The organism is Streptomyces camelliae (assembly GCF_027625935.1).
GTDB lineage: Bacteria > Actinomycetota > Actinomycetes > Streptomycetales > Streptomycetaceae > Streptomyces > Streptomyces camelliae.
Genome location: NZ_CP115300.1, coordinates 3,025,498 through 3,043,325, shown reverse-complemented (window position 1 = coordinate 3,043,325; position 17,828 = coordinate 3,025,498). Strand labels below are relative to the sequence as shown.

General features: G+C 70.3%; 13 protein-coding genes. 7 read left to right on the top strand and 6 right to left on the bottom strand.

The features are described from left to right. Positions 1-5: 5 nt before the first annotated feature. Positions 6-623: a TetR/AcrR family transcriptional regulator gene (locus O1G22_RS13640; RefSeq protein WP_270081606.1), complete on the bottom strand. Its 618-nt coding sequence runs from the start codon at positions 621-623 to the stop codon at positions 6-8. 210 nt (positions 624-833) lie between these two features. On the opposite strand from O1G22_RS13640, the gene O1G22_RS13635 reads away from it, so the two are divergent. From O1G22_RS13635 to O1G22_RS13610, 6 genes are all read left to right on the top strand, one after another. After that, a complete protein-coding gene (locus O1G22_RS13635; protein ID WP_270081605.1) occupies positions 834-1,805 on the top strand; it encodes a tetratricopeptide repeat protein in 972 nt (323 codons plus the stop codon). A 622-nt stretch (positions 1,806-2,427) separates the two neighbouring features. Then, positions 2,428-3,060: a DUF6230 family protein gene (locus O1G22_RS13630; RefSeq protein WP_270081604.1), complete on the top strand. Its 633-nt coding sequence runs from the start codon at positions 2,428-2,430 to the stop codon at positions 3,058-3,060. A gap of 119 nt (positions 3,061-3,179) precedes the next feature. Further along, positions 3,180-3,734 carry a DUF6114 domain-containing protein gene (locus tag O1G22_RS13625; RefSeq protein ID WP_270081603.1) on the top strand — a complete coding sequence of 185 codons (555 nt, stop codon included), beginning with the start codon at positions 3,180-3,182 and terminating at the stop codon, positions 3,732-3,734. Further along, on the top strand, positions 3,724-5,097 hold the full coding sequence (locus O1G22_RS13620) for a hypothetical protein (RefSeq protein ID WP_270081602.1): 1,374 nt from the start codon (positions 3,724-3,726) through the stop codon (positions 5,095-5,097). The genes O1G22_RS13625 and O1G22_RS13620 overlap by 11 nt, the downstream gene beginning before the upstream one ends. Positions 5,098-5,512: 415 nt before the next feature. Next, positions 5,513-9,541 carry a polymorphic toxin-type HINT domain-containing protein gene (locus tag O1G22_RS13615; protein WP_270081601.1) on the top strand — a complete coding sequence of 1,343 codons (4,029 nt, stop codon included), beginning with the start codon at positions 5,513-5,515 and terminating at the stop codon, positions 9,539-9,541. Positions 9,542-9,556: 15 nt separating this feature from the next. Next, entirely contained in the window at positions 9,557-10,018 is a 462-nt protein-coding gene (locus O1G22_RS13610) for a hypothetical protein (RefSeq protein ID WP_270081600.1), read from the top strand. A gap of 77 nt (positions 10,019-10,095) precedes the next feature. Here O1G22_RS13610 and pyk read toward each other — a convergent pair whose 3' ends face one another. The 3 genes from pyk to pta form a co-directional block, all read right to left on the bottom strand. Beyond that, the gene (gene pyk / locus O1G22_RS13605) at positions 10,096-11,523 is read right to left on the bottom strand and encodes a pyruvate kinase (RefSeq protein ID WP_270081599.1); all 1,428 of its coding nucleotides are present in this window, start codon (positions 11,521-11,523) and stop codon (positions 10,096-10,098) included. An 84-nt stretch (positions 11,524-11,607) separates the two neighbouring features. Next, entirely contained in the window at positions 11,608-12,816 is a 1,209-nt protein-coding gene (locus tag O1G22_RS13600) for an acetate kinase (RefSeq protein WP_270086410.1), read from the bottom strand. 23 nt (positions 12,817-12,839) lie between these two features. Beyond that, positions 12,840-14,915, bottom strand: a complete 2,076-nt coding sequence (pta, locus tag O1G22_RS13595) for a phosphate acetyltransferase (protein WP_270081598.1) — start codon at positions 14,913-14,915, stop codon at positions 12,840-12,842. A gap of 220 nt (positions 14,916-15,135) precedes the next feature. Between pta and O1G22_RS13590 the strand changes: the two genes are divergently transcribed. Then, a complete protein-coding gene (locus tag O1G22_RS13590) occupies positions 15,136-16,161 on the top strand; it encodes an ATP-dependent 6-phosphofructokinase (RefSeq protein WP_270081597.1) in 1,026 nt (341 codons plus the stop codon). 10 nt (positions 16,162-16,171) lie between these two features. On the opposite strand, the gene O1G22_RS13585 is transcribed toward O1G22_RS13590, so the two are convergent. Further along, on the bottom strand, positions 16,172-16,861 hold the full coding sequence (locus tag O1G22_RS13585) for a helix-turn-helix domain-containing protein (protein ID WP_270081596.1): 690 nt from the start codon (positions 16,859-16,861) through the stop codon (positions 16,172-16,174). A gap of 138 nt (positions 16,862-16,999) precedes the next feature. Beyond that, positions 17,000-17,827, bottom strand: coding sequence for a carbohydrate ABC transporter permease (locus tag O1G22_RS13580; RefSeq protein WP_270081595.1), 828 nt, complete (start codon positions 17,825-17,827; stop codon positions 17,000-17,002). Position 17,828 lies beyond the last annotated feature (1 nt).

Sequence of the window (17,828 nt, the reverse complement as noted above, 5' to 3'; positions counted from 1 at the left end):
CGAGGTCAGGCGGACGAGGCCAGGCCGCCCAGCAGCACGCGCGTGAAGCTGCGTACCCACTCCTCGTCCGCCGCCTTGCCGCTCACCAGGGTGCGGTGCACCACCGCGCCCGCCACCATGTCGAAGATGAGGTCCACCGTGCGGGCGGCCTCCCGCGGATCGGGTTCCGGCGGGAGTTCGCCCCTTTTCTGTGCCCGCGCGCGGCCCTGGAGGACCAGCCGCATCTGGCGCTGCACGATGGAGCGGCGGATGCGCTCGCGCAGGGCGTCGTCGCGGGTGGCCTCGGCGACCACCGCCATCAGGCCGCTCCTGGCCTCCGGGCGGGCGAGGATCGCCGCGAACTGCAGGACGACACCCTCGATGTCGGCGGCCAGGCTGCCGCGGTCGGGCAGTTCCAGCTCGTCGAAGAGTTCCGCCACCGCGTCGACCACGAGTTCGTTCTTGCCGGCCCAGCGGCGGTAGAGGGTCGTCTTCGCCACCCCCGCCCGGGTCGCCACGTCTCCCAGCGTGAGCTTGGACCAGCCCAGCTCCACCAGTGCCTCCCGGGTCGCGGCCAGGATCGCGGCGTCCGCGGCGGCGCTGCGCGGGCGCCCGGTACGGCTGGCGGGGGTGCGGCTCTGCATCCCCCGACCATAACCGGCGGGTCCTGTGGTGTCGTGAGGGAGATCACCGGGGTGTGGTGTCGCGCGGGGTCCGCATGGCATTACGCTACGAGTCGTAGCGAAAGCTCGTGACGGACGTACACGGGCGCGATCACGAGGCGTGGGGTGGGGACCCGGCGCCCCGGCGCACGACTTTTTCATTCAGGGGCGGGAACGGGGGAGGATAGACGCATGCAGCCACGGAACATGTCCATGAGCGGCGTCGTCGACCTCGCCGCGGTGAAGGCGGCCCAGGAGGCCAAGGCCAAGGCCGAGCAGACGCGCGCCGAAGCCGCCCGGCAGGGCGGTACGGGGGCCGTCGCCCCGGCCGATCTCGTCATCGACGTCGACGAGGCCGGATTCGAGCGGGACGTCCTTCAGCGCTCCGCCGAGGTTCCCGTCGTCATCGACTTCTGGGCCGAGTGGTGTCAGCCCTGCAAGCAGCTGAGCCCGGTCCTTGAGCGGCTGGCCGTCGAGTACAACGGGCGCTTCCTCCTCGCCAAGATCGACGTCGACGCCAATCAGATGCTGATGCAGCAGTTCGGGGTGCAGGGCATCCCGGCGGTGTTCGCCGTCGTCGCCGGGCAGGCGCTGCCGCTGTTCCAGGGCGCGGCCGGCGAGCAGCAGATCCGGCAGACCCTGGACCAGCTGGTGCAGGTCGCCGAGCAGCGGTTCGGGCTCACCGGCCTGACGGTCGACCCGGACGCCCAGCCGGGCCAGGCGGCGCCCGCGCAGGAGCAGGCGGGGCCGTACGACGCGGCGCTGAACGCCGCCGCCGACGCCCTGGACGCCGGTGACCTGGCCGGCGCGGTGCAGGCCTACAAGAACGTGCTGGCCGACGACCCGGCCCACCCCGAGGCCAAGCTCGGTCTGGCGCAGGCCGAGCTGCTGCAGCGGGTCCAGGGCTTCGACCCGCAGAAGGTGCGTCAGGAGGCCGCCGACAAGCCGGCCGACGCCGACGCGCAGATCGCCGCCGCCGACCTGGATCTGGTCGGCGGGCATGTCGAGGACGCCTTCGGGCGCCTGATCGACGCCGTGCGGCGCACAGCGGGCGACGACCGCGACCGGGTGCGGGTGCGGCTGCTGGAGCTGTTCGAGGTCGTGGGCCCCGAGGACCCGCGGGTGGTCGGGGCGCGCCGGGCGCTGGCTCGGGCGCTGTTCTGACCAGTCACTAAACGCCACGGCTTGTGATGCCGGGGTGAAAGATTTGCCGACGAGACGTCAGGGCGGCAGCGCTTTACCAAATCTTGGTAATCGCGGTTGCTGTTACTCCGAGTAAATCAGGGCCGTTGATCTGTCTGGTTTCGTCCAGTGATCAACGGCTTTGCTCTGCCCAGAGTTGCGACCGTGCGTCGCACTCCGAGACCGGTCGGTCGTCCTCCGGTTATCCGGCCGTTACTACCCAGTAACGAAGCCCCTTGTGTCCGGGCCGAGAATGCACCACGATCGGCGACGCTCGGTCCATTCCCGTACCCCGACAGCCGGTTGGGTCGCGGGAGAATCTGGGTCCCCACCGAGCAGAGCCGGCGGCAGTGGCGCCGGCTCTTGGGCAGGGGGGTCTTCGCCGGCCGGCGAAGCCTGTCCAGCAAGGTTGTGCGTGATGCGTGTCAGGCGCGACCAGTGGTTGTCGCTCGGGGGTGATCGCCGGTGATCGAGGTGCGGTTCGCGCCTGACGAGCGCAGGCGCTCCCCTTCCGAGGACGTAGCACTTCTCCCATCCCTGCCCGGCTGAGCCGCTGTCGGTGGCGATTCCGAGCCAGGAGATGTACGTCCGAGAAGGAGGAAATATGGAGTCCCAGGTGCGTGGCGGGACCAGATGGAAGCGGTTCGCTGTGGTCATGGTGCCCAGCGTCGCCGCGACGGCCGCGATAGGTGTCGCCCTCGCGCAGGGCGCTCTCGCAGCTTCGTTCAGCGTTTCGGGTCAGCAGTTCAAGGTCACGGCGGACTCGCTCGAAGGCAACGGCTTCGTCCAGTACGGGGCCGTCGACTCGGGCTACACGCTCGCCGGTGACAAAACGGTCCGCCCGGTGGCGGTCTCGGCGTTCAACGACGCGACCATCACCAACCTGTGCCAGTCGGTGGTCACCCCGGACGTCCCGATCTTCGGGAAGGTCAGCCTGATCCTCAAGGCGGGTGGCAACGGCAAGCCGGTCGAGGCCAGCAAGCTGTACATCGACCTTGACGACCTCAGCGCCGACGCGACGTTCACCAACATCAACATCGGTGTCGCCGCCGTGGACTCGCACAAGGGTCCGGGGATCAAGCAGGGCGACAAGACGAACCCGTACGGGTTCGCCCAGGAGGCGGACCACGCCTCGCTGACCGGTGTGAAGCAGACGGCGTGGGCCACCACGGCAGGAACCTTCAAGCTCAGTGGTCTGCACATGTCGATCTCGACGGATGCCAAGGAGTGCTACTAAGCACTCTGTGACGGGCGGGGGAGCCGACGGCGCCCCCGCCCGTTCCCTCATCGGCCGTGCGCCTTCACGCGCGGCACACATCACCACCACAGCAACGCCGCACCAGGGAGCTGTTTTCCATGAGCGCCGAGACTCCTGCCGCCGCACCTGGCCAGTTCACCCGCCGGAGGCTGCAGTTCCGCGCCTGGCGGGGCACCCGTCCGTTCTGGGCCGGGCTGTTCGTCGTGTTCGGCGGCTTTCTCATCCTGTACTTCCCGTACGCACACCTGCACCTGGGCCACCTCACGATGACGATGGGGACACCCGGCGGCTCCAGTTCCCTGATCATCGGTGTGCTGCTCATCGTGCTCGGCATCACCCTCTGGTTCCAGCAGCACGTCCGGGTCTTCGCAGGCGTCGCGTCGATTCTGCTGGCCCTGGTGTCCATTCCGATGTCCAACATCGGCGGCTTCATCGTCGGCTTCCTGTTCTCGATGATCGGTGGGGCGATGGCCATCGCCTGGGCGCCTGGCAAGCAGCAGGAGCCGCAGCCGCCGGCCACGGCCGTGCCGGGCGAGGACGGTGCTCCCGAGGCCGCGCTGCCCCACCAGGGCACCGAACCGGCGAGTGCGTCGAACGACCTGTCAGGAACGAGCCCGGCCAACGGGGCGAACGGGAGGCACAGTGCCGGCTGACGAGGTGACCCGCGGGACCGATGTGGACGGGTCCCGCGCGAGAACCGGGCCCCGCCACGCGGCCCCCAGAAAGCCGCTGTTCACCAGGTTCCACATGCCGGCCGGCAAGGCGATAGCGTCCGTGGCGATGCCGACCGCGGTGCTGATGGGCATGGGCTTCACGTCCTCGCTGGCGCTCGCCGCCGGCAACGGCAGCAGCCCGTCCCCGTCGAAGAGCCTGTCGGCCGCCGAGTACAAGGACTGCGTCAAGCAGCTGGACGGCAGCAAGGACAGCTCGTCCTCGCCGTCGCCGTCCGCCTCGCCGAGCGCGTCCGACTCGGCGACGCCGTCGCCCTCGGCGAGCACCGGCGCGAAGGACGGCAAGGACACGGGCACGGGCTCGTCCTCTTCGTCGGATTCAGGTTCCGGCGACAAGGCGAGTCCGACGCCGACCGCGCCCTCCGGCTCGTCCGGCTCGGGCTCGTCCGGCTCGGGTTCCGGCTCCGGCTCCTCGGGTTCGGGCAGCGGTACGCCGTCGCCGTCGCCGTCGGCGTCCGCGTCCAAGAGCGGCGGCGGGCTGCTGGGAACCATCGGCGACACGCTCGGCGGCCTCCTCGGCGGCGACTCCAGCTCCGCCACGAGCCCCACGCCGTCCGCGAGCCCGTCGGTGAGCGCGTCCAAGGACGCGTCGTCCCCGTCGGCCTCGTCGGCGTCCGGGTCCTCGGGGTCCAAGCTGACCGACACCGTCAAGGACACCGTCTCCCACACCGGCAAGACGGTCACCGACACGGTGAAGAAGACCACCGACACGGTCTCCAAGGCGGCCGGGGACGCCACGAAGACGGTCAAGGACGCGGCCGGATCGGCCACCCCGAGCCCGTCCGCGAGCTCCTCCGCCCCGGCGACCGACTGCCCGGCGGCCACGACCGACACGAGCGGCGTCGACAACAAGGTGCCGGTGGCGGACGACCCCTGGTACCTCAACGCCAGCTCCCTGTTGCTCAAGGGCGCCGACTACCAGGGCATCGTCGAGGTGAAGAAGGCCGACGGCACCACGAAGAAGGTGCTGAAGTACGTCATCTCCGGCGGCACGGACATCGGGGACCTGCACCAGACGGTCAACGACAAGCTGTCCGGCAAGACTTACCACGTGCAGGCGTCCAAGGGGTCGACGTCCACCATCACCGGCGGCTCCACGACGATGTACACGGAGAGCATCTCGGGCAACCTGTTCGGACTGATCCCGGTGACGTTCAGCCCCGACAGCCCGCCTCCGCTGAACATCCCGCTGATCTACTTCACCAACGTGAAGGTGGTCCAGGCGGCCCAGTTCGGCGGCAACCTGCACGTGCCCGGCATGCACGTGTACACGACCGACAACTGACCGGTCGCACAAGCCCGTTCGGGAGCCGCAAAGGGACTGTGCCCCGCCGAGTACCGACTCGGCGGGGCACAGTTCTGTCCTGCACTCGCCCCCCTGCTCTCAAAAGGGCAACTAAAGCGCCGATATGACTTTCGTAAAACAGCCTGGCCTGACAGGATGATCGCGACCCCGGGGAGGGGGCGGGGGGCGTGTCGACCGCACGCTCAGAGGGGGATTTCTGCGCATTTTTCTGACCCTTGTCTCATCCTGCCTGCTTCCTGCGCGGACCGACTGACGGACTGACCATCCAGAGGAGGGCCCGGACGTGCGAACAGCGCGAAGAGGCAGAAAAAGACATATCGGAGACAGAAAAAGAGCTACGGGGAGACAGCTCCAGCGGGGCATCGCCCTCACGGCGCTCGTCACCGCATCGGCGATGCTCGGCGGACTCGTGTACGCGATCCCCGCCGCCGCGGACGAGCCGGGCGACAACCCGGCCAACCCCTACCAGCGCACCCTGCGCATCAGTCTGGGCGCACAGGCCCGCGCGGACCGCTGCCAGGCGGGGCAGGCCGTGCACTACGGCGGCCCCGACCTCAAGGCGGCTGCGGCGGCGAAACTCACCAGCACGGACGCCGGCCTGCGCGCGTTCGTGACCCCGGACGCGGTGGGCGGCGAGTGGGGCCAGGCCGCCACCCGCGACCGGGACGCGGGCATCGCCGCCCTGAACGCGTTCCGGGACCGCCAGACGAAACTGGACGAGAGCAACAAGCCGTACCGCTCGGTGAACTCCTCGGGCGGCCGGGACTTCTGGGCCCCCGAGTTCGGCGCGGACATCGTCACCTTCACCCTCGGCACCCAGCAGAAGCTGTACGACAAGGCGGCCGAGGACCCGACCCCGCGCCCCGGCCAGGCTTCGCTGGACCAGGCCAAGAAGGTGCTCGACGCGTTCGACACCGGCGGCGACGCCTGGGCCGCCGCCTACAAGGACGTCGCGGGCAAGGAACTGCTCGACACGAGCAACCTGGGCCATTCCTCGGCCAACGACGTCGCCACCTTCTTGCGCTTCGGCGGCTTCGCCACCAAGGCGCCCGAGCCTGATTCGCTGGAGTTCCGCACCGAGGTCGAGGCGCTCAAGCAGGCCTGGGCGGCCTGCGACAGCGACAACCCCATCGACCATTACCGGATGCTGACCGGCGTCGTCACCGAGGCCTATGCGGAGTGGGAGTCGGAGTACGCCGGCCAGGCCGAGCAGCGCAAGCAGATCGTCGCCGCCGAGGCCGCCGCCGCGAAGGAGACCCGGGCCGCCACCGAGGCCATGATCGAGGCGGTCCGACAGGCCTGGCTGGCGGACCAGATCCTGTACTGGCAGAAGTACTGGGCCGCCCACAAGGGCGCCATCAACTACCCGAAGGCCGCCGAATTCACGAAGGCCACGGCCGACTTGAACGCGGCCAAGGCCGCCGCGGCCAAACAGGTCACCGTGGCGGACGCGGCCGTCGGACGAGCCAAGACGGCCGCCGACACCGTGACCGCTCAGCAGCAGAAGGCCTGGCAGATCGCCGACGCGGCGAAACTGCCCCGCGGCCGGGGCCTGCTGTACGCGCAGCAGTCGGTGCAGGTCACCAAGGCGTCCTACGCCGCCGCCCAGGCCGCGGCCAAGGCCACGCTGACCGCGTCGAACGCGGCGAAGGCCACCGCGGCCGACTCCCAGACGCTCCTGGCGCTGGCCAAGACCCAGACACACGCGCTGAACACCGAGTTCCGCAAGACGGCGGCGCTGGAGGCGAAGGCGCAGGCGAAGGCGGCGGCCGACTCCGCGGCCAAGCTGGCCGCCGAGGCGGCGGCCGACGCCACCACGGCGAAGAACGCCCGCACGACGGCCGAGAAGGCGGAGCAGACGGCCCGGGAGCAGGCGGCCGAGGCGAAGCGGCAGCGCGGTATCGCGGAATCCGAGAGGGCCGACGCCGAGCGGGAGCGCGACCTCGCGGCGAGCGAGCGGGCGAAGGCCGGCGCGGCTGAGGAGCGGGCGCGGGGCGAGCAGGACACCGCCCGCAAGGCTCGCACGGCCGCGGAGTCGGCGGGCTCCACGGCGGCGGACAAGCTGGCGGCGGCCGAGGACGCCGAACTGCGCGCCTACCAGGCCCGCAACGAAGCGGTCAAGGCCGAGCACGAGAAGAACGCCACCGCCTCCCGGGCGGCCGCGCTGGAGTCGGCGGCCGCTGCTGCCGACGGCACGTCGGCCGCGGCGACCCGGGCCCGTGCTGCGGCCGACGACGCGACGACGGCCGCGGTGAACGCACGAGCGGCGGCGACTCGCGCGGAAGGCGCGGCCAAGCGTTCCCGCTCCGCTGCCGACGCGGCCCAGTCGGCGTACGCGAAGACACACGCGGCGGCCGCCACCGCGCACGCTGCCGCCGCCGAGGCGATCGACGCGGCGGCAGCGGCGAAGGAGAAGGCCAAGAAGGCCGACGGCGAGGCCAACAAGGCCCGGACGGCGGCGGCCACCGCCCGCACGGAGGCCACCGCTGCGGTGGCCGAGGCCGCGAAGACGGCCGCGTGGGCTGCGAAGACCGCCGGGTACGCCACCGCCACGGCACAGTACGCGCAGGCCGCCCGGGACGCCGCGACCGCGGCGACCAAGGCGGCCGACGAAGCGATCAGCCTCGGCTCCCCCTACCGCGAGACCGACACGTCAGCGGCGTACGCCGTGCTGATCGGGCAGACCTCCAAGACGCTCGCCGAGCAGCAGGCGAGCGCGGCGAAGGCCAAGTCGGACGAGGCGAAGAAGGCGGCGGCTCAGGCCAAGGCGCTCGCCGACAAGGCCGCCGGCGATGCGAAGACCGCCCTCCAGGCGGCGGCCGACGCCGCGGACTACGCGGTGCAGGCGGTCAACTCGGCTGCGGCGGCGAACGCCTCGGCGGCCGCGGCGGCGGCTGACGCGGCAGCGGCGAAGAAGGCGGACGGGAACGCCCAGAAGTACGACGAACAGGCGGGCACCGATGCCTTCTACGCACACTTCGCCGCGAACGAGGCCGAATCGGCGGCCGCTCAGGCCGACAACGACGCCACGGAAGCCGAGAAGGACGCCGCCGGCGCTCGTTCTGCCGCCGACAGCGCCGACCAGGACGCGGCGGCGGCCGGCCGGACGGCCACCAAGGCGGAGGGCGACGCCACCGCCGCGGAGGGCGCGGCGGCCAGAGCCGACACCTACGCGGGCCAGGCGGACAAGGCGGCCACGCGGGCGGAGGCCGAGGAACGGGAGCGGGCGCGGCAGGAGCGCGCGCAGGTGGTGGACTCCGGCGGTTCGACCGCCGAGTACGTCCTGACCAAGGACGAGGAGGCCGCCCTGCTCGCGGAGTGCGGTCAGACCTGCGTCGACCAGTACCGCGAGGCCATGGCGGGCGCGAACCACGACGTCCTCGACTGGGTCAGGGCGAACGGCGGCGCGATCCTGCTCGAACTGCTCGGGGTCCCGGACGCCAAGAAGTGCTTCTCCGATCCCGATGTGGAGAGCTGCCTGTGGACGCTCGTCAATGCCCTCAGCGCGGCCACCCTGATAGGTAAGGCGCCTGCCGTGGCCACGGCCGTCGTGCGGATCAGCGCCGGGATCGGGAAGTTCTTCGAGGGAGCAGCCAAGGCGCGCAAGACGCTCAAGGCGTTGAAGGTCATCATCGACGCACGGCTCGCCAAGGGCGTGTCGTTCTGCGTGAAGCACAGCTTCGTGGCGGGCACCATGGTCAAGCTGGCCGACGGCGGTGTCCGTGCCATCGAGAAGGTGACGGCAGGGGATCACGTCCTCACCGCGTGGCCGGGTGACACGGCCACCGAGCGGCACGACGTCGTCCTGACCCACCGCACCACCACCGACACCCGGTTCACCGACCTGACCGTCGCCACGCCGAGCGGACGGCGCACCGTCACCGGTACCTCCGACCACCCGTTCTACGACCTCACCACCGGCTCATGGACGGACGCCGGGCGCCTGTCGGCCGGCCACCGGTTGCAGACCGCGGACCGTGGCACCGTCACGGTCGTCGGCGTCACCTCGTACACCAAGCCGCAGGTCACGTACGACCTCACGGTGGAGGGTGTCCACTCCTACTTCGTGATGGCCGGGGACAGCCCGGTGCTGGTCCACAACATCAACTGCCGCACGATCACCAGCGGGGCGCTGAAGCACATCGGTGACGAGCACCTGTGGGGCGGCAGCTATCACGAGGCGGGCGACATGGGGAACGTGTTCGCCGAGGGGATCGACGCCGGTAAGCTCAAGAAGCTGATCGAGGAGGCGGCGCAGTTCGGACGCGAGGTTCCGCGGGCCAAGGCCGACCCCCGAGGAGGCAACTACATCGACTACGCCTTCGACGGTGTGACGACCGGGGCGAACGGCCAGAACGGTATCCGGCTCGTCGTCGACGACTACGGCAACCTGGTGACCGCGATGCCCAAGAACATCTGGTGAGGGGAGGGCGGACGGATGATCGCCTTCTCTTTCGAGCCGCGCGCGGACGACGGCTCCTGGTCACCGGACTGGAGGCCACAGGAGCCGGAGCTGACGGCCTCGGACTTCTGCCTGAGGTACTTCAAGGCCGACCTGCGGCTCGTCGTCCACGGCGTGGACCTCAGCGTGCGGCTGCGGGGAGAGCCCGTGGTCGACATCGCGCTGCTCCTGGACCACGCGGCGCGAGAGCTGGAGACCTGCGGTGGCATCGCGGTCGAAGCCTCCCTCACCCAGCACGTCTACTCCTTCCGCCGTGAGGCGACGACCGTCACCCTCACGACGGAGTGGCCGCCGGCCACGGCCGAGCTGACCTGGGCGGAACTGCGTGGGCTCGCCGAGCGGGCGAAGGCCGAGGCCGTACGGCTGATCACCGCCGCCCATCCGGAACTGGGCGCCAACGCCTGGCTGCGGGAGACGGTGGGAGCACCGCCGGCATGATCCGCCGGACCCACTGAGGGCGCCCCCCTGCCACAGGGGGGCGCCCTCAGTGCCGTACGACTGCCTTACGGTGCCGCTCAGTTGCTCTTGTTGCCCAGGTGGTGGACCCGCAGCATGTTGGTCGTGCCGGGGACGCCGGGGGGCGAGCCGGCGGTGATGATCACCGTGTCGCCCGCGTCGAAGCGGCCCAGCTTGGCGACCTCCTGGTCCACCAGGTCGACCATCTCGTCGGTGGTGTTGACGAACGGCACGACGTGGGACTCCACGCCCCAGCTGAGGGTGAGCTGGTTGCGGGTGGCCTCGTCCGTGGTGAAGGCGACGATCGGCTGGACCGCGCGGTAGCGGGACAGGCGGCGCGCGGTGTCACCGGACTGGGTGAAGGCGATCAGGCCCTTGCCGCCGAGGAAGTCCGCGATCTCGCACGCGGCACGCGCGACCGAACCACCCTGGGTGCGCGGCTTCTTGCCCGGCACCAGCGGCTGCAGGCCCTTGGAGAGCAGCTCCTGCTCGGCCGCCTGGACGATCTTCGACATCGTCTTGACCGTCTCGACCGGGTAGGCGCCCACCGACGACTCGGCGCTCAGCATGACCGCGTCGGCGCCGTCCAGGATCGCGTTGGCCACGTCGGAGGCCTCGGCGCGGGTCGGGCGGGAGTTGGTGATCATCGACTCCATCATCTGGGTCGCCACGATCACCGGCTTGGCGTTGCGCCGGCACAGCTCGATCAGGCGCTTCTGCACCATGGGGACCTTTTCGAGCGGGTACTCCACGGCCAGGTCGCCACGGGCCACCATGACGGCGTCGAACGCCGCGACGACGTCCTCCATGTTCTGCACCGCCTGCGGCTTCTCCACCTTGGCGATGACCGGGACCCGGCGGCCCTCCTCGTCCATCACCCGGTGGACGTCGGCGACGTCCTTGGCGTCCCGGACGAAGGACAGCGCGACCATGTCGCAGCCCATGCGGAGGGCGAAGCGCAGGTCCTCGACGTCCTTCTCGCTCAGCGCGGGCACGTTGACGGCCGCGCCGGGCAGGTTGATGCCCTTGTGGTCGGAGACGACACCGCCCTCGATGACGATCGTCTTGACCCGGGCGCCCTCGACATCCAGGACCTTCAGCTCGACGTTGCCGTCGTTGATGAGGATCTGGTCGCCGCGCGAGACGTCGCCCGGCAGCCCCTTGTACGTCGTACCGCAGATGTGCTTGTCGCCCGGGACGTCCTCGGTCGTGATGACGAACTCGTCACCGCGCTCCAGCTCGACCGGACCCTCGGCGAAGGTCTCCAGACGGATCTTCGGGCCCTGGAGGTCGGCGAGGACACCGATGGGCCGGCCGGTCTCCTTGGACGCGGCCCGGACGCGGTCGTACCGCGCCTGGTGCTCGGCGTGGGTGCCGTGGCTGAAGTTGAATCGGGCCACATTCATGCCGGCCTCGATCATCGAGACGAGCATCTCGTGGGTGTCGACCGCGGGGCCGAGAGTACAGACGATTTTCGAACGGCGCATGGGGCGATCCTATCGGTTTGTTTCGCTACGGAATATTCCGTCTGGCGGAAGATACAAATGAGTGGCACACCGCTCAGGTGCTATTCAGTTGTTCTTTCCGACCAGTGCGTAGGTCTGGGTCGCGATCTCCAGTTCTTCATCCGTCGGCACCACCGCGACGGCGACACGCGCATCCTTCGGAGAGATCAGTCTGGCCTCGTCCGCTCGCACCCCGTTCAGTTCCGGGTCGACCGCCGGGCCCAGCCCCTCCAGGCCCGCGATCGCGGCCTCGCGCACCGGCGCCGCGTTCTCGCCGACGCCGGCCGTGAACGCGATCGCGTCCACCGTGCCCAGCACGGCGTAATACGCGCCGATGTACTTCTTGAGCCGGTGAATGTAAATGTCGAAGGCGAGCGCCGCCTCTTCGTCGCCCTCGTCGATCCGGCGGCGGATCTCGCGCATGTCGTTGTCCCCGCACAGGCCGAACAGCCCGCTCCTCTTGTTGAGCAGAGTGTCGATCTCGTCCATGGACATTCCGCCAACGCGCGCCAAATGGAAGATGACGGCCGGGTCCAGATCGCCCGACCGCGTGCCCATCACGAGCCCCTCCAGCGGGGTGAGCCCCATCGAGGTGTCCACGCACCGGCCCTTCTCCACCGCCGAGGCCGAGGCGCCGTTGCCCAGGTGCAGCACGATCACGTTCACCTCGGACGGGTCCTTGCCCAGCAGCCGCGCGGTCTCCCGCGAGACGTAGGCGTGCGAGGTGCCGTGGAAGCCGTAGCGGCGGATGCGGTGCCGGTCGGCGATCTTCGGGTCGATCGCGTAGCGCGCCGCGGACTCCGGCATCGTCGTGTGGAACGCGGTGTCGAAGACGGCGACCTGGGGCAGGTCGGGGCGCAGCGCCTGGGCGGTGCGGATGCCGGTCAGGTTGGCCGGGTTGTGCAGCGGGGCGACCGGGATCAGCCGCTCGACCTCGGCGAGCACCTCGTCGTCGATCACGGTCGGCTCGGTGAAGAACATCCCGCCGTGCACCACCCGGTGCCCGATGGCGGCCAGCTCCGGCGAGTCCAGGCCCAGGCCGTCCCGGCCCAGCTCCGCGGCGACCGCCTTGAGCGCGGCGTCGTGGTCGGCGATGGGCCCCGTGTGCTCCCGGGTCTCGCCGGTGGACAGGCAGGTGTGCTTGAGCCGGGAGGTCTGCTCGCCGATGCGCTCCACCAGGCCTACGGCCAGCCGGGCGGTGTCGCTCATGTCGAGCAGCTGGTACTTCACGGACGAGGAGCCGGAGTTGAGGACGAGGACACGGGTCGCGGTCACGGTGATGGTCATGCTCTCTGTGGTCAGTTGGCGGGCGTCTGGGCCTGGATGGCGGTGATGGCGACGGTGTTGACGATGTCCTGGACGAGCGCGCCCCGGGACAGGTCGTTGACCGGCTTGCGCAGACCCTGCAGGACCGGGCCGACGGCGATCGCGCCGGCCGAGCGCTGCACGGCCTTGTACGTGTTGTTGCCGGTGTTGAGGTCCGGGAAGATCAGCACCGTCGCCTGACCGGCGACATCGGACTCCGGCAGCTTGGTCGCCGCGACCGACGGCTCCACGGCCGCGTCGTACTGGATCGGCCCCTCGATCTTCAGGTCCGGCCGCCGCGAGCGCGCCAGCTCGGTCGCCTCGCGCACCTTGTCGACGTCGGCGCCCGAGCCGGATGTTCCGGTGGAGTACGACAGCATCGCGATCCGCGGCTCCACCCCGAACTGCGCCGCCGTACCCGCCGACTGGATCGCGATGTCCGCGAGCGCCTGCGCATTCGGGTCCGGGTTGACCGCGCAGTCGCCATAGACCAGCACCTTGTCGGCGAGGCACATGAAGAAGACGGACGAGACGATCGACGACTCGGGCTTGGTCTTGATGATCTCGAAGGCGGGCCGGATGGTGGCGGCCGTGGAGTGCACGGAGCCGGAGACCATGCCGTCGGCCAGGCCCTCCTGGACCATCAGGGTGCCGAAGTAGTTGACGTCCGATACGACGTCGTAGGCCAGCTCGACCGTCACGCCCTTGTGGGCCCGCAGCTGGGCGTACTTCTCGGCGAAGGCGTCGCGCAGCTCGCTGGTGGCCGGGTCGATCAGCTGGGTGTCACCGAGGTCGATGCCGAGGTCGGCGGCCTTCTTGCGGATCTGGTCCTCGGGACCGAGCAGGGTCAGGTCGCACACGCCCCGGCGCAGCAGCACCTCGGCCGCGTGCAGCACCCGCTCCTCGGTGCCCTCGGGCAGGACGACCCGGCGCTTGTCGGAGCGGGCCTGCTCCAGCAGCTTGTGCTCGAACATCATCGGGGTGACCCGGTCGGTGCTGGGCGCGCTCACCCGCGCGGCCAGCTCGGCCGTGTCGGCGTACCGCTCGAACAGGCCGAGCGCGGTCTCCGCCTTGCGCGGGGTGGCCGCGTTCAGCTTGCCCTCCAGCGAGAACAGCTGCTCGGCGGTGGGGAAGCTGGTGCCGCTGACGGAGAGCACCGGGGTGCCCGGGGCGAGGCGGGCGGCGAGGGTGAGGATCTCGTCGCGCGGGACCTCGTTCAGGGTGAGCAGCACACCGGCGATCGGCGGGGTGCCGGCGCTGTGCGCGGCGAGCGAGCCGACGACCAGGTCGGCGCGGTCGCCCGGGGTGACGACCAGGCAGCCGGGGGTCAGGGCGGCCAGCAGGTTCGGCAGCATGGCACCGCCGAAGACGAAGTCCAGCGCGTCCCGGGCGAGCCCGGAGTCGTCGCCGAGCAGGACCTTCGCGCCGAGGGTGTGGGCGATCTGGGAGACGGTCGGCGCGGACAGCGCGGGCTCGTCGGGGACGACGTAGCAGGGCACCGGCAGCCGGTTCGCGAGCCGCCCGGCGATCTCGTCACGGTCCTCGCGGGCCACCCGGTTGGTGACCATCGCGAGCACGTCGCAGCCGAGGCCGTCGTACGCGCGGTAGGCGTTGCGCGTCTCGGCGAGCACGGACTCGGCGGTCTGCTTACGGCCCCCCACCACCGGGATCACGGAGGCGCCGAACTCGTTGGCGAGGCGGGCGTTCAGCGACAGCTCGTCGGGGAGCTGGGTGTCGGCGAAGTCGGTGCCGAGGACGAGGACGACGTCGTAGTCCCGGGCCACCAGGTGGAAGCGGTCGACGAGCGCGGAGACCAGCTCGTCGGTGCCCTGCTCGGCCTGGAGGGCGGAGGCCTCGTGGTAGTCCATGCCGTAGACGGTGGCCGGATCCTGGGACAGCCGGTAGCGCGCCCGCAGCAGCTCGAACATCCGGTCGGGGCGGTCGTGGACGAGCGGACGGAAGACCCCCACCCGGTCGACCTGCCGGGTCAGGAGCTCCATGACCCCCAGCTCCACGACCTGGCGGCCGTCACCGCGGTCGATCCCGGTCACGTACACGCTGCGCGACACGCGTCCACTCCGTTCCTCATGTCATATGCCTGATTGATCTCGAAGGTCGCCACTACGGCACATCTATGGCATAAAAATCGCCCACCAAGGTGAGCGGAACCCTCTTGACAATACCCCTGGTGCCGGATAAGGCGCCCGTCAAGTATCTCGGTGCCCCTGCGGACGTGGAACAATCGGGACTGGCTCACCGGCACCGACAGCGAGCAGGAGACACAGCACGATGCGCATCGGAGTTCTCACCGCAGGCGGCGACTGCCCCGGCCTGAACGCCGTGATCCGTTCGGTCGTGCACCGGGCCGTGACGGCGTACGGCGACGAGGTCATCGGCTTCGAGGACGGTTACCGCGGCCTGCTCGACCGCCACTACCGCTCCCTCGACCTGGACGCGGTCAGCGGCATCCTGGCCCGCGGCGGCACCATCCTCGGCTCCTCCCGGCTGGAACGCGACCGGCTGCGCGAGGCCTGCGACGGAGCTGCCGACATGGTCGAGGAGTTCGGCATCGACGCGCTGATCCCGATCGGCGGCGAGGGCACGCTGACGGCGGCGCGCATGCTGAGTGACGCGGGCCTGCCGGTGGTCGGCGTCCCCAAGACGATCGACAACGACATCTCCTCCACGGACCGCACCTTCGGCTTCGACACGGCGGTCGGCGTGGCGACCGAGGCGATGGACCGCCTGAAGACGACCGCCGAGTCCCACCAGCGGGTGATGGTCGTCGAGGTCATGGGCCGGCACGCAGGCTGGATCGCCCTGGAGTCCGGCATGGCCGCCGGCGCCCACGGCATCTGCCTGCCCGAGCGTCCCTTCGACCCCGCCGACCTGGTCAAGATGGTCGAGGAGCGCTTCGCCCGCGGCAAGAAGTTCGCCGTCATCTGCGTCGCCGAGGGCGCCCACCCCGCCGAGGGCACGATGGACTACGGCAAGGGCGAGATCGACCAGTACGGCCACGAGCGCTTCCAGGGCATCGGCACGGCGCTGGCGTACGAGCTGGAGCGGCGCCTCGGCAAGGAGGCCAAGCCGGTCATCCTCGGCCACGTCCAGCGCGGCGGCGTCCCCACCGCGTACGACCGCGTCCTTGCCACCCGCTTCGGCTGGCACGCCGTCGAGGCCGCGCACCGCGGCGAGTTCGGCAAGATGACCGCGCTGCGCGGCACCGACATCGTGATGGTGCCGCTCGCGGAGGCGGTCACCGAGCTGAAGACGGTCCCGAAGGACCGGATGGACGAGGCGGAGTCGGTCTTCTAGCCGGCCCTGGTCAACCGGTCCGGCTTTCCACGGCCTGCCAGAAGTTCTCCACGATCCGGTCGAGGAACTCCCGGCCGGACTCGCTCGCGCCGCTGCTGCCGCCGCCCCAGCTGAGGGTGGCGGCCATGTGGCCCTGATAGTCCTGGTGCAGCGCCTGCAGAACCGCCTCCAGGACCCCCTTGTCCAGCGGGGCCAGCTTCAGCACCGGCCGCACATAGGCCTGCCAGCGGGTGGTCACCGCGCTGTGCAGCAGCTCGGCGAGCTTCGCCTCCCGGCCCGTGACGGTCACGAAGTCCGGCAGGGCCAGGCCGAGTACCTCGGCCAGCGCGGCCGACTGCCGCTCGTTGCCCCGCCACTGCCCGCTCTCCTCCATCCGCAGATACCCGGCCAGGTCCGTGCCCACGGCCCGGGCCACGTCCTCCGGCGCGATCCCGCGCGCGATGCGATGCTCGCGCAGGGTCCGGGGCCGGCCGATGAGCTCCCCCGGAGAACACCACAACACCCCTGCGAGGGCGGTGAGTTCGGCGCTGCTCGGGGAGGCGATGCCGCGCTCCCAGGCGATCACGAGGTCGGGCGTGACATAGGGCAGGCCGTACGAGGCCCGCATGCCGTAGGCGACATGCTCGGGACCCATGCCGAGCGCGGCACGCAGCCTGCGGGCGGCCGGGGCGTTGAACGGAGGAGCTGAGGGTTGGCGCACTTCGCACAAGCTAGGGGTGCCGGCAGCGGATGGCTACGGTCTGTTCGGCCAGGATCACGGATTGTCGGAACGTACAGTTCCGGCCGTTCGGTATGCAAGCAGTGCAAAGGAATGTAACGGGCGGAACACCACTTCTGGCTACCCCTTGACCGCCCCGCCCAGCGCGAACCCGCCCCCCAGCCGCCGAGCCACCAGCACGTACAGCAGGATCACGGGCGTCGAGTAGATCACGGAGAACGCGGCGAGCTGGCCGTACGCCACCATGCCCCGGTTGCCGAAGAAGTCGTTGATGCTGACCGAGGCCGGCATCTGGTCGGGGCTGAGCAGCAGCATGAACGGCACGAAGAAGTTCCCCCACATGATCACGAACGAGAACACGGTGACGACGGCGACCCCCGGCCCCATCAGGGGCAGCACGATCCGCACCAATGACTGCAGCGAGGACGCCCCGTCCGTCCAGGCCGCCTCCTCCAGCTCCTTCGGAACCCCGTCCATGAAGTTCTTCATCAGCCAGATGGCGAAGGGGAGTTGGGAGGCGGCGAAGAACAGGATCGTGCCCTGGAGGGTGTCGATGAGATTCACCCGGACGAACAGCGCGTACACCGGGACCATGATCGCGGTGATCGGCAGGCTCGTCGCGAACAGGATCGTCAGCAGGAACGGCCGGTTGAGCCGGGAACGGAAGCGGGAGAGCGGATACGCGGCGAGGGCGGCGCAGACGACGGTCAGCGCGGTCGCCCCGCCGCACAGGATCAGGCTGTTGAGCAGCGGGGTGTAGGTGATGTCCGGGGTCAGTACGGCACGGAAGTTGGCCGTCGTGAGCCCGTCCGGGACGCGGACCCGCAGGCCGGCGTGCGGGTCCACGGCGGACAGCACCACCCAGGCGAGGGGCAGCGCGAAGGCGACGGCCACAGCCAGCAGGGCGGCATCGGCGGCGAGTCGGCGGGAGGTGCGCTGACGAGGCATC